Genomic DNA, 12,152 nt, shown 5'->3' on the forward strand with positions numbered 1-12,152 from the left:
TCAGCAGCGGCTCGGGTTTGAGCTGGCTGCGCGCGAGCAGCGGGCAGAAGCGCGCCAGGCTGCCGATCAGCTCCCACTGGGTTTCCAGGTCGCCGGCCAGGTGGGTGATGTCGTTCAGCGCGCGCTGGCCGACCTGCTGCAGGTGCGGGTCGGTGCTGCGGCCCAGCTCCAGGGAAAGCTGGCCGAGCAGGGTGCTGAGGGCGGACATGTTGCGGGTCGCCAGGGCCAGGATGTTCGCCAGCAGGGCGATTTCCGACTCCGGCACGGCGGAGGGTGTGGTGCGCGCTTCCATGCTCTTGCTACCGGGGGTGGCGTCATCCTGACGCGATGCGGGCGAGCATAGCAGCAAAATGCCTTGATGCGACCCATTTCACATTTTGTAGCGTAAAGCGCCCGGCGCGCCGTCCTGGAGGCGGCGCGCCGGCAGGCTCAGGACTCGCCCAGCGGCTTGCGCGCCGGGGTGCCGCGATGGGCCGCGCGCAGGTACTGCGGCGGCCAGGGCACCTGCTGCCCGCCCAGTTCGTCGGCGGCGTTGAGTGGCCAGTAGGGTTCGCGCAGCAGCTCGCGGGCCAGCAGGATCAGGTCGGCCTGGCCGGTACGCAGGATGTGCTCGGCCTGCACCGGCTCGGTGATCATGCCCACGGTGCTGCTGGCGATGCCGGCCTCCTTGCGCACGCGCTCGGCGAATTGCGTCTGGTAGCCCGGCCCCACCGGAATCTCGGCGTTCACCGCGGTGCCGCCGGAGGACACGTCGATCAGGTCTACGCCCAGGCCCTTCAGGCGCCGCGCCAGCTCCACGGTCTCGTCGGGGTTCCAGCCGTCCTCCACCCAGTCGGTGGCCGACAGGCGCACCAGCAGCGGCAACTCTTCCGGCCACACCTCGCGCACTGCCTGGGTGACTTCCAGCAGGTAGCGGATGCGGTTCTCGAAGCAGCCGCCGTACTGGTCGCGGCGCTGGTTGGACAGCGGCGAGAGGAACTGGTGCAGCAGGTAACCGTGGGCGGCGTGCACCTCGACCACCTTGAAGCCGGCGGCCAGGGCACGTTCGGCGGCGCGCACGAAGGCCTGGGCGACCTCGGCCATCTGCGCCTCGCTCAGCGAGGTGGGCGTGGTGTGCTTGGGGTCGAAGGCGATGGCCGAGGGCGCTACCGGCACCCAGCCGCCCTCGCTCACCGGCACGCTGCCGGGTTTGGCCAGCCACGGCGCCCAGGTGCTGGCCTTGCGCCCGGCGTGGGCCAGCTGGACGCCGGCGACGGCGCCCTGGGATTCGATGAAGCGGGTGATGCGCCGCAACGGCTCGACCTGTTCGTCGCTCCACAGGCCAAGGTCGCGGTCGGTGATGCGTCCTTCCGGGACCACCGCGGTGGCCTCCACCAGGACCAGGCCGGCGCCCCCCACGGCGCGGCTGCCCAGGTGCACCAGGTGCCAGTCGTTGGCCAGGCCGTCCTCGGCCGAGTACTGGCACATGGGCGAAACGCCGATGCGGTTGGGCAAAGTCAGTTGGCGCAGGGTCAGGGGCTCGAACAGCTGGCTCATGGCTACACTCCCTCGGTTCTTTCCACGAATGATCGACACTTCAACTGTAGCCCGGCTTGGCCGGGCGGCACGTCGATCGTTCGCCCGAGCGGCGGCTCAATGCGCCACGGCCGGCTCCGGGTCGAGGCCGTAGCGGCCCTGCGCGTCGCGCAGCAGCAGGCCGCTGGCGTGCAGCCGGCGCAGGGTCTGGCGCACGCAGTCGCGGGAGACCAGCGGGATCTCGTCGTTGAGCATCGCGAAGAGCGTGGCGACGCTGTAGAAGGCGCCGCCACAGAGCACGTCGAGCAGCTTCAGGCGCGGCAGGCTGCAGCGCAGCCCGGCGTTCTCCAGCAGCTGCCGCGCCGGGCGCTGCTCGCGCCGCACGGCCAACGACGGCAGCGGCACGCGGGGGCTCGCGGGAACTTCGGGGAGGCGATGGCGCAAGGTCACGAAAGAATCCTTTTCCGGTCTGACGAATCGAGGTGCTCTACATAGAAGACGAACGAGTGTGAAAAACTGGTAATGAGAATGCGAAATAGTTGCTCATCGACCGGCGTCCGGCGGGTCGAATGGCCTTTGCGACCGGTGGCGCCAAGGCGAACGGGGAACACCCGCAGGCCGGTGGATTCGGCGCGAGGCTATCGCGGACGGAGTTCGCTCCTACGACGAGGCGCTGAAGTCACTGGATCCCCGCGTGCGCGGGGACGACAGGGGGAACACGAATTTTAATCCCGTCATTCCCGCGAACGCGGGGCACGGCCGTCGGGGAGGACCGTGCGACGGGAACGAGACTTGCGCCTCAGCGCGGCGCCAGGTGCACCACCATCAGCTGCACCGTCTCGTTGCCGCGGTACTCGTTGACGTCCAGCTTGTAGGCCACTTCCGCCCAGCGCACGGTGGGGTTCGGCCAGACTTCGCGGTCGACGTTGAAGGCGATGCCGTCCAGTTGCAGCGAACCGCACTCGGTCTTCAGCACCAGCTTCAGGTGGCGTTCGCCGACGATGCGCTGCTGGACGACCTGGAACACCCCATGGAACAGCGGCTCGGGGAAGTGCTGGCCCCAGGGGCCGGCCTGGCGCAGGGCGCGGGCCAGTTCCAGGTGGAATTCGGTCAGGCTCAGCTGGCCGTCGGAGAGGATGCGCCCGGCCAGGTCGTCCTCGTCGAGCTGGCGCCGCACCTCGGCGTCGAAGGCCGCGGCGAAGGCGCCAAAGTGTTCCTGCGGCAACGACAGGCCGGCGGCCATGGCGTGCCCGCCGAACTTGCTGATCAGCCCCGGATGGCGCGCCGCCACGGCGTCGAGCGCGTCACGGATGTGCAGGCCCGGCACCGAGCGCGCCGAGCCCTTGAGGCTGCCGTCGCCGGCGTCGGCGAAGGCGATGGTCGGGCGGTGGTAGCGCTCCTTCAGGCGCGAGGCGAGGATGCCGATCACGCCCTGGTGCCAGTCCGCGTCGAACAGGCACAGGCCGAACGGCATCTCTTCCACCGGCAGCTCCTTGAGCTGCGCCAGGGCCTCGCGCTGCATGCCCTGCTCGATGGCCTTGCGGTCCTGGTTGAGCTGGTCGAGCTGCACCGCCATGTCGCGGGCGACGCCCTCGTCCTCGCAGAGCAGGCATTCGATGCCCAGGGACATGTCGTCCAGGCGCCCGGCCGCGTTCAGCCGCGGGCCAAGGATGAAGCCGAGGTCGGTGGAGGTGATCCGCCGCGCGTCGCGCCCGGCCACCTCCAGCAACGCGCGCAGGCCCGGACGGGCGCGGCCGGCGCGGATGCGCGCCAGGCCCTGGTGCACCAGGATGCGGTTGTTGGCGTCCAGCGGCACCACGTCGGCGACGCTGCCCAGGGCCACCAGGTCGAGCAGCTCGGCCAGGTTCGGCTCCGGCGTGCCGCTGCGGGCGAACCAGTCCAGCTCGCGCAGGCGCGCGCGCAGGGCGAGCATCACGTAGAAGATCACCCCGACCCCGGCCATGGCCTTGCTGGGGAACTCGCAGCCCGGCTGGTTGGGGTTGACGATGGCGTCGGCCGCCGGCAGCTCGTGGCCCGGCAGATGGTGGTCGGTGACCAGCACACGCAGGCCGGCGGCCTTGGCCGCGGCGACTCCGTCGATGCTGGAAATGCCGTTGTCCACGGTGACCAGCAGCTCGGGGCGCTTCTGCAGCGCCACGGCGACGATCTCCGGGGTCAGGCCGTAGCCGTATTCGAAGCGGTTCGGCACCAGGTAGTCGACCCAGGCCGCGCCGAGCATGCGCAGGGCCAGCACGCCGACGCTGCTGGCGGTGGCGCCGTCGGCGTCGAAGTCGCCGACGTAGAGGATGCGCTGGCGCTTCTCCAGCGCGTCGACCAGCAGCTCGACCGCAGCGTCCACGCCCTTGAGCTGGCGATACGGGATCAGCCGCGCCAGGCCCTTGTCCAGTTCCTCGGCGGACTTCACACCACGCGCGGCGTACAGGCGGGTGAGCAGCGGCGGCAGGTCACCGAGGTCGGGCAGGGTGTCCGGGAGCGGGCGGGGGTCGATGCGCATCAGAGCTTTCCAATCCTTCCATTTCAGCCTGACCTTGCGCCTTGCGAGCTAGAGCACGGCTAGGCGAAAACAGGCACGGGCGCGGCGTTTACTGAGTGTAAATGAGCAAGCCCGGGCCTGTTTTCAACACAGCCGGGCCGACACGCAGCTAGCGCAATTCAGCGCTCGCCCATCAGCCATTCCAGTTGCAGTTCGTGCTGGCCGTTCTCGTCGGTGACGAAGATCGTCCCCTCGCTGATCATCACCGTCCAGTTGATCGAGCGCGGCAGGTCCTTGGCCAGGGCCTCCAGCGGCTCCTGGGGCACGGCGGCGACGTTGAGGTTCTTCAGGTGGCGCACGCCGTCGAGGACCTTGGTGGTCCACACCCGCAGGTTGCCGTAGGCCAGCAGCGACAGGCGCTCGCAGCGGCGCGAGCACCACACCAGGCGGTCGCTGTCCGGCTGGCCGACTTCGATCCAGTGGAGGATGCGGTCGTCCAGGCTCTTCTCCCACAGCGACGGTTCCTCGACGTCCGACAGGCCACGGCCGAACGCCAGCTGCTCGTTGTACCAGATCACGTAGGCGAGCAGACGGACCGCCAGGCGTTCCTCGGTTTCCGAGGGGTGGCGGGCGACGGTGAAGCGCAGGGTCTCGTAGACGCCGCGGTCCAGGTCGGTGAGGCTGATGTCGGCCTTGTAGGGGGTGGCGGAGAGGGCCATGGTCTATCCCGGGGATGCGAAGGCGGCAAGTCTACCCCGATTGCGCCGGCCCTGCCGCCCCCTTCGCTCAGCGGCGCGCGTCGGCGTCGCGATCCGGCCCCGAGTCGGACAGTTCGATGCGGTTGCGGCCCTTGGCCTTGGCCAGGTACAGCGCGCGGTCGGCCAGCGCCAGCAGGCGCGCAAGCTCGTAGCCGCCCTCCTCGCTGGTGGCCACGCCGATGCTGACGCTGAGCAGGCCATCGCCGACGAACGGAACCTCGGCGAACTCCCGGCGCACGCGCTCGGCGACCTGGCAGGCGGCCTCGGTGCCGGCCTCGGCCAGCAGGCAGGCGAATTCCTCGCCGCCGATGCGCCCGAACACGTCCTGGCGGCGCATGCGCGAAGCGGTGATGCGGCTGAATTCCACCAGCGCGCGGTCGCCCACCGGGTGGCCATAGGCGTCGTTCAGGCGCTTGAAGTTGTCCAGGTCGCAGACCAGCAGTGCCGCCGGCTCGCCACGCTCGGCGCACAGGCGCAGCAGGCGCTCGCCGGACGCCATGAAGGCGCGGCGGTTGCCGACGCCGGTCAGCGGGTCGCTCAGGGCCGCGGCGCGGAATTTCAGCTCGGCGCGGTCGCGGACCATGGTCAGGGTGGTGAAGGCCAGGCCGACGGCCACCAGCATGGTCTCGAACACCAGCACCGCGAAGTAGCTCAGGCCCGGCGCAGGCGGCACCACGTAGGGCGTGCCGCGATCGAAGAAGATCCGCATGAAGTAGAAGGCCGCGTGGAACAGCAGCAGCACCAGGGTCGGTCGCAGCGACACTTCCAGGCGCTGGCGGCTACGCCACAGCTCGGCGGCGGCGGCCAGGCAATAAAGGCTGGTGAACAGCGAGTTGACCTGGATGCGCAAGGTCAGCGACTGGTAGAAGGCCGGCACCAGGCACAGCAGCACCCAGGCGGCGGCGCCGGCGAGCATCCCCGGCCAGTGCGGCGGGCGCCCGGCGAACACCCGCATGCTGGTCCACAGGGTGGCGCAGGAGAGCATCATCACCGCGTTGCCGAGGACGATGGCGACGGCGTCCAGGCCGGCGCTGCGCAGGCCGATGAGCAAGGTCGAGAACACCGCCAGCACCAGCATCGCGCACATGTAGCCGAGGGTCGGCTCGCGGCGGCCGCTGTGCCAGGCGAAGCACATCAGCACCCCGACCAGGCTGAGCACGTAGAGGTCGGCCAGCACCAGGGTGGGCAGGTCCAGGGTCATGCGCCCGCCTCCAGCCGCCCCGCTGCGGGCGGCACGGGAACGGCGGACACTGTGGCGGCGAGGGCGCGCATGGGCGGTTGTCCGGTCGGACCTGAAGGGGGATGCCGACTACTCTACGCGCCCCGCGGCGAACGCGGAACGCTTTCACGACCGATCGATCGGCTTCGCCACGCGGGCTACCCGGCGCGCGGCGCGCACGCTAGAGTCGCTGCACTGCCAGACCGACGGAACCCAGCATGAACAGCACCGCCAAACCCCTCGCCGGCCTCAAGGTCGTGGAACTCGGCACCCTGATCGCCGGCCCCTTCGCCGCGCGCCTGTGCGCCGAGTTCGGCGCCGATGTCACCAAGATCGAGTCGCCCGACGGCGGCGACCCGCTGCGCAAGTGGCGCAAGCTCTACGAGGGCACCTCGCTGTGGTGGTTCGTGCAGGCGCGCAACAAGCGCTCGCTGACCCTGAACCTCAAGCAGGAAGCCGGCCGCGAGGTGCTGAAGAAGCTGCTCGCCGAAGCCGACATCCTCATCGAGAACTTCCGCCCCGGCGTACTGGAGAAGCTCGGCCTGGGCTGGGACGTGCTCCACGCGCTGAACCCGAAGCTGGTGATGGTGCGCTTGTCCGGCTTCGGCCAGAGCGGACCCTACAAGGACCAGCCGGGCTTCGGCGCGGTGGGCGAGTCGATGGGCGGGCTGCGCTACATCACCGGCTTCGAGGACCGCCCGCCGGTGCGCACCGGCATTTCCATCGGCGACTCCATCGCCGCCCTGTGGGGCGTGTTCGGCGCCCTCATGGCGCTGCGCCATCGCGAGGTCAACGGCGGCCAGGGCCAGGTGGTGGACGTGGCGCTCTACGAGGCGGTGTTCGCCATGATGGAATCGATGGTGCCGGAGTTCGACGTGTTCGGCTTCATCCGCGAGCGCAGCGGCAACATCATGCCCGGCATCACCCCATCCTCGGTACACACCACCGCCGACGGCAAGCACGTGCAGATCGCCGCCAACGGCGACGCGATCTTCCGTCGCTTCATGCTCGCCATCGGCCGCCAGGACCTCGCCGACGACCCGCAACTGGCCGGCAACGACGGCCGCGACGCGCGCCGCGACGAACTCTACGGGGTGATCGACCGCTGGGCCCGCTCCGAATCGCTGGAGCAGGTGCTGCAGGTGCTGACCCAGGCCGAGGTGCCGGCCAGCCGCATCTATTCCGCCGAGGACATGTTCGCCGACCCGCAATTCCTCGCCCGCGAGATGTTCCTTTCGGCCAAGCTGCCGGACGGCAAGCCGTTCAAGATGCCGGGGATCGTGCCCAAGCTTTCCGACACCCCCGGCTCGGCGGAATGGATCGGGCCGAAGCTCGGCGAGCACAACGAGGCGATCCTGGGCGAGCTGGGCTACCACGCGGAGCAGATCGCCGCGCTGCGCCAGGCCGGCGCGATCTGAGCCCCGCCAGCAGCGCTGGACGTAACTGTAGGAACAGCTGTCTTGCCCCAACCCCGTCACTCCCGCAAACGCGGGAGCCCAGAGACTCTGGATGATTCCCCTTCGGGCCAGCGCAAGCGCTGTTCGCGATGGAGCCGCGTCCCGCGTTCGCGGGGACGACGGTACAGGAAGGGTTCGGTTGTATCGCACCGATACCTCTGGTAATCGCGGGCATGGCCCGCCCCTACGACGGAGATCGGCGTTCATCCGTGGCGCGCGCCGGCTCCAGACCGGCCCATGAAAAAAAACCGCCGGCCCTAGGGGACCGGCGGCTTTTTCGTAACCGGGGCAGTGCCTCAGCTGTCGTAGCTCATGACTTGCGCGGCACGCAGGCGCAAGGCATTGATCACGTCGTCGCAGATGCGCCCTTCCTGCACCGCCAGGTCGCGGCTGATGGCGGTCAGGGCTTCCTGGCAGCTGTCCTCGGTGGCCAGTTGCGCGCCACTCAGGACACGTTGCAGGACGACTTCGCCGGCCTCGTTGGCCAGGCTCAGCACGCGTCCGCCGTCCGGCCGCGCCGGGCCCAGGGCGCGGGCGTACTGGCTGAAGGTGGTGGCGAGCATGGGCTCCAGTTGGTCCATGGGGTGTCTCCTGTGGCGACAACGAAATACGTGAGGAAATGACCCCGTCAGTGGAGAAAAGTTCAATCGCCTCAGGCATTTACCCCCTGAAATGAAAAAGCCCGCCAGGTGGCGGGCTTCTTCGGGGAGGCGACGTAGAGCCTGTTCACGGCCTTGCGAGCTAGAGCAGAACAAGGAAAAAACAGGCGAGGAAGCGGAGTTCAGGCCGCTAAATGAGCATTACTCGCCTGTTTTTAACGCAGTTATGCCGACGCGCAGCAGGCCGTGGCCAGGTTCTTAGAGCGGCTTGCCGCGATTGCCGTGGGCACTGACGAAGGCTTGCACCTTGGCCAGTTCGTTCGGCAGCACGGTGCAACGCTCTTCGCGCTCGAACAGGTCGGCCAGGTGCGCCGGCAGCGCCGGAACCGCCTCGATACCGGCCTTCTCCACCGCTTCCGGGAACTTGACCGGATGCGCGGTGCCCAGGGTGACCATGGGCACCGCCAGGCTGCGGCGGCATTCGCGGGCCGCGCGCACGCCGATGGCGGTGTGCGGGTCGAGCAGCTCGCCGCACTCGGCGTAGACCTCGGCGATGGTCTCGCAGGTCTGCTCGTCGTTCACCGCCAGGGAGTCGAACAGGCGGCGCGCTTCGGTCCAGCGGTCATCCTCGACGGACAGCTTGCCGGTGGCCTTGAAGGTATCCATCAGCTCGGCGATGGCCTTGCCGTTGCGACCGTGCAGGTCGAACAGCAGGCGCTCGAAGTTCGACGAGACCATGATGTCCATGGACGGCGACAGCGACGCGTGCAGGGTGTCCTTGTCGTAGCGGTTGCCGGACATGAAGCGGTGCAGGATGTCGTTGCGGTTGGTCGCGACGATCAGCTGGCTGATCGGCAGGCCCATGTTGCGCGCCAGGTAGCCGGCGAAGATGTCGCCGAAGTTGCCGGTGGGCACCGAGAAGGCCACCGAACGGGCCGGCGCGCCGAGCTGGATGGCGGCGTGGAAGTAGTAGACGATCTGGGCCATGATCCGCGCCCAGTTGATCGAGTTGACCGCGACCAGGCGAGTGCCTTTCAGGAAGCCCTGGTCGGCGAAGCTGGCCTTGACCATCTCCTGGCAGTCGTCGAAGTTGCCTTCGATGGCGATGTTGTGGATGTTCTCGCCGAGGATGGTGGTCATCTGCCGGCGCTGCACCTCGGACACACGGTTGTGCGGGTGCATGATGAAGATGTCGACGTTCTCGCAGGCCTTGCAGCCTTCGATGGCGGCCGAGCCGGTGTCGCCGGAGGTGGCGCCCATGATCACCACGCGCTCGCCGCGCTTGGTCAGCACGTGGTCGAGCAGGCGGCCGAGCAGTTGCAGGGCGAAGTCCTTGAAGGCCAGGGTCGGGCCGTGGAACAGCTCCAGCACCCACTCGTTGCCGTTCAGCTGGCGCAGCGGCGCCACGGCGTTGTGGGCGAAGACACCGTAGGTCTCTTCGAGGATCTTCTTGAAGTCCGCGTCGCTGATGCTGCCGGCGACGAACGGGCGCATCACCCGGAAGGCCAGCTCGTGGTACGGCAGGCCGGCCCAGGAGGCGATCTCCTCGACGGTGAAGCGCGGCAGGTTTTCCGGCACGTAGAGGCCGCCGTCGCTGGCCAGGCCAGCCAGCAGCACGTCTTCGAAGTTCAGCGCGGGCGCCTGGCCGCGGGTACTGATGTAACGCATGTGTGCAAACCTTCGGTTCGGCGGCGGCACCCGCAGGCGCCGCCGCGCTCGATTCAGTTCAGTTGTTCGACGCGGATGCGTACGACGTTGCCGACCACGTCATCCAGCGCTTCCAGCGCGGCGATGGCTTCGATGATGCGGGACTCGAGCACACGGTGGGTAACCAGGATCATCGGCACCAGACCGTCATGCTCTTCGACTTCCATCTGCATGATCGATTCGATGTTGATGCCGCGCTCGGAGAGGATGGTCGCGACCTGGGCCAGTACGCCCGGGTGGTCCTTGGCCTGGATGCGCAGGTAGTAGGCGCTCTCGCAGGCTTCGATCGGCAGGATCGGGTGGTCGGAGAGCGCGTCCGGCTGGAAGGCCAGGTGCGGCACGCGGTTCTCCGGGTCGGCGGTCATGGCGCGAACCACGTCCACCAGGTCGGCGACCACCGAGGAAGCGGTGGGCTCCATGCCGGCGCCGGCGCCGTAGAACAGCGTCGAACCGGCGGCGTCGCCGTTGACCATCACGGCGTTCATCACGCCGTTGACGTTGGCGATCAGGCGGTCGGCCGGGATCAGGGTCGGGTGCACGCGCAGCTCGATGCCGGCGTCGGTGCGACGGGCGACACCCAGGTGCTTGATGCGGTAGCCCAGCGCCTCGGCGTAGTTCACGTCGGCGGTGGTCAGGCGGGTGATGCCCTCGGTGTAGGCCTTGTCGAACTGCAGCGGGATGCCGAAGGCGATGGACGCCAGGATGGTCAGCTTGTGCGCGGCGTCGATGCCCTCGACGTCGAAGGTCGGGTCGGCTTCGGCGTAGCCCAGCGCCTGGGCTTCCTTGAGCACGTCGGCGAAGGCGCGGCCTTTCTCGCGCATCTCGGTGAGGATGAAGTTGCCGGTGCCGTTGATGATGCCGGCCAGCCAGTTGATGCGGTTGGCCGCGAGGCCCTCGCGGATCGCCTTGATCACCGGGATGCCGCCGGCCACCGCGGCCTCGAAGGCGACGATGACGCCCTTCTCGCGGGCCTTGGCGAAGATCTCGTTGCCGTGCACGGCGATCAGCGCCTTGTTCGCGGTGACCACGTGCTTGCCGTTCTCGATGGCCTTGAGCACCAGCTCATGGGCCAGGGTGTAGCCACCGATCAGCTCGATGACCACGTCGATTTCCGGGTTGTTCGCCACGTCGAAGATGTCGGCAGTGATGGGGGTGCTGCCGGTTTCGCACTTCGGATTGGGGCGACGGGCGGCAATCTGCGCAACCTCGATACCACGCCCGGCGCGGCGGGCAATCTCCTCGGCGTTGCGTTTGAGTACATTGAAGGTACCGCCACCGACGGTCCCCAACCCACAGATTCCCACTTTCACCGGTTTCACGCTGAAACTCCCCATCATCGCGGCAACACGGCGCCCCCTGAACGCAGCGCGCCCGCGCGGATGGCGGGCGGCCCGGAATCGGGAGGTGCCGTACGAAGGCCGGGCGGCTGCCCGACCTCTTGGTTAAAGGAACCGCACATTACGAAGCGGTACCCCATTAGTCAAATCGGGCGCAGGCCCCGTCTTACTTGGCGCTGAGCACCAGCTTGGCGATTTCGCCGGCGCTCTGGTAGCCCGGCAGCATCTGCCCGCTTTCGAGGATGATCGCCGGGGTGCCCTGCACGCCGACCATCTGCCCCAGCTCGAACTGCTTGTCCACCGGGTTGGCGCACTGCGCGGCCTTGATTTCCTTGCCGTGGAACATCTCGGTCATGGCCGCCGCGCGGTCCTTGGAGCACCACACCGCCTGCAGCTGCTGGTCGCCCGGGGACTTCGGCCCCTGGCGCGGGAAGGCCAGGTAGCGCACTTCGATGCCGCGCTTGTTCAGCTCCGGCACTTCGGCGTGGAGCTTCTGGCAGTACGGGCAGGTGGTGTCGGTGAACACGGTGATGTGGGCCTTGGCCTCGCCCTGGGCGGGGAACACGACCATGTCGCTGGCCGGCAGCGCGTTGATGGTCTTGGCCACGCCGGCCGCCTCGGCGACCTCGGTGATGTTGGTGGCCGCGCCATCCTTCACCTGATAGATGTTGCCCTGCACCACGAAGTTGCCGTCGGCGCTGACGTAGAGCACCCGGCCACCCTTGAGCGCGACCTGGTAGAGACCCTGAACCGGGCTGGCGCCGATGGTTTCGATGGGCAGGTCGGGCTGCAGCGATTGCAGGGTCTTGCGGATGGTCTGGTCGGGTTCGGCGGACAGGGCGAAGGTGCTGGCGAGGCCCAGGGCCGCGGCAACCAGGAATCGGGACAGACGCATGGAAAACTCCTGTGGATGAACCGCGAAGACTACCACAGCCAGGCCGCCGGACCGAACCGCGAGCTTGTAGCGCGAAGCTTCCGGATCAACCGTTGGTCGATTGGCGCCGGGCTTGCCAATATCCGCCCTCGTATTCGCCCGTCATCCCACGCCGACGCTCCTCGCCATATG

11 protein-coding genes are annotated in these 12,152 nt (G+C 68.4%); 1 reads left to right on the top strand and 10 read right to left on the bottom strand.

Annotation, left to right across the window (positions count from 1 at the left end; translation table 11 throughout):
• From P3W75_RS26580 to P3W75_RS26605, 6 genes are all read right to left on the bottom strand, one after another.
• The coding region (locus tag P3W75_RS26580; protein ID WP_276230304.1) for a hypothetical protein at positions 1-292 on the bottom strand (292 nt) is incomplete at its 3' end.
• A gap of 137 nt (positions 293-429) precedes the next feature.
• Complete coding sequence (locus tag P3W75_RS26585) at positions 430-1,536, bottom strand: NADH:flavin oxidoreductase/NADH oxidase (protein WP_276230305.1); 1,107 nt, start codon at positions 1,534-1,536, stop codon at positions 430-432.
• Between the two features lie 96 nt (positions 1,537-1,632).
• Positions 1,633-1,965, bottom strand: a complete 333-nt coding sequence (locus P3W75_RS26590) for a ferric uptake regulator family protein (RefSeq protein ID WP_276230306.1) — start codon at positions 1,963-1,965, stop codon at positions 1,633-1,635.
• 349 nt (positions 1,966-2,314) lie between these two features.
• Positions 2,315-4,030, bottom strand: coding sequence for a single-stranded-DNA-specific exonuclease RecJ (recJ, locus tag P3W75_RS26595; RefSeq protein WP_276230307.1), 1,716 nt, complete (start codon positions 4,028-4,030; stop codon positions 2,315-2,317).
• Between the two features lie 158 nt (positions 4,031-4,188).
• The gene (locus P3W75_RS26600) at positions 4,189-4,728 is read right to left on the bottom strand and encodes a YaeQ family protein (RefSeq protein WP_276230308.1); all 540 of its coding nucleotides are present in this window, start codon (positions 4,726-4,728) and stop codon (positions 4,189-4,191) included.
• A 67-nt stretch (positions 4,729-4,795) separates the two neighbouring features.
• On the bottom strand, positions 4,796-5,968 hold the full coding sequence (locus P3W75_RS26605; RefSeq protein WP_276230309.1) for a GGDEF domain-containing protein: 1,173 nt from the start codon (positions 5,966-5,968) through the stop codon (positions 4,796-4,798).
• Positions 5,969-6,204: 236 nt separating this feature from the next.
• On the opposite strand from P3W75_RS26605, the gene P3W75_RS26610 reads away from it, so the two are divergent.
• Positions 6,205-7,404 (top strand): CaiB/BaiF CoA transferase family protein, encoded by a 1,200-nt coding sequence (locus P3W75_RS26610; protein WP_276230310.1) that lies wholly within the window; start codon positions 6,205-6,207, stop codon positions 7,402-7,404.
• Between the two features lie 335 nt (positions 7,405-7,739).
• On the opposite strand, the gene P3W75_RS26615 is transcribed toward P3W75_RS26610, so the two are convergent.
• The 4 genes from P3W75_RS26615 to P3W75_RS26630 all read right to left on the bottom strand — a co-directional run bounded on the left by P3W75_RS26615 (position 7,740) and on the right by P3W75_RS26630 (position 11,981).
• Positions 7,740-8,024, bottom strand: a complete 285-nt coding sequence (locus P3W75_RS26615; RefSeq protein ID WP_276230311.1) for a DUF3509 domain-containing protein — start codon at positions 8,022-8,024, stop codon at positions 7,740-7,742.
• A gap of 276 nt (positions 8,025-8,300) precedes the next feature.
• Positions 8,301-9,710, bottom strand: coding sequence for a threonine synthase (gene thrC, locus P3W75_RS26620; protein WP_276230312.1), 1,410 nt, complete (start codon positions 9,708-9,710; stop codon positions 8,301-8,303).
• A gap of 53 nt (positions 9,711-9,763) precedes the next feature.
• Positions 9,764-11,068: a homoserine dehydrogenase gene (locus tag P3W75_RS26625; RefSeq protein WP_276230313.1), complete on the bottom strand. Its 1,305-nt coding sequence runs from the start codon at positions 11,066-11,068 to the stop codon at positions 9,764-9,766.
• 184 nt (positions 11,069-11,252) lie between these two features.
• On the bottom strand, positions 11,253-11,981 hold the full coding sequence (locus tag P3W75_RS26630) for a thioredoxin fold domain-containing protein (RefSeq protein ID WP_276230314.1): 729 nt from the start codon (positions 11,979-11,981) through the stop codon (positions 11,253-11,255).
• Between the last annotated feature and the right edge of the window lie 171 nt (positions 11,982-12,152).

Source organism: Pseudomonas citronellolis (genome assembly GCF_029335315.1).
Lineage (GTDB): Bacteria > Pseudomonadota > Gammaproteobacteria > Pseudomonadales > Pseudomonadaceae > Pseudomonas > Pseudomonas citronellolis_A.

Bases quoted from the DNA above. Each gene is read 5' to 3' on its own strand.
- P3W75_RS26585 (WP_276230305.1), bottom strand. From the start codon at position 1,536: ATGAGCCAGCTGTTCGAGCCCCTGACCCTGCGCCAACTGACTTTGCCC.
- recJ (WP_276230307.1), bottom strand. From the start codon at position 4,030: ATGCGCATCGACCCCCGCCCGCTCCCGGACACCCTGCCCGACCTCGGT.
- P3W75_RS26600 (WP_276230308.1), bottom strand. From the start codon at position 4,728: ATGGCCCTCTCCGCCACCCCCTACAAGGCCGACATCAGCCTCACCGAC.
- P3W75_RS26605 (WP_276230309.1), bottom strand. From the start codon at position 5,968: ATGACCCTGGACCTGCCCACCCTGGTGCTGGCCGACCTCTACGTGCTC.
- P3W75_RS26610 (WP_276230310.1), top strand. From the start codon at position 6,205: ATGAACAGCACCGCCAAACCCCTCGCCGGCCTCAAGGTCGTGGAACTC.
- P3W75_RS26615 (WP_276230311.1), bottom strand. From the start codon at position 8,024: ATGGACCAACTGGAGCCCATGCTCGCCACCACCTTCAGCCAGTACGCC.
- thrC (WP_276230312.1), bottom strand. From the start codon at position 9,710: ATGCGTTACATCAGTACCCGCGGCCAGGCGCCCGCGCTGAACTTCGAA.
- P3W75_RS26630 (WP_276230314.1), bottom strand. From the start codon at position 11,981: ATGCGTCTGTCCCGATTCCTGGTTGCCGCGGCCCTGGGCCTCGCCAGC.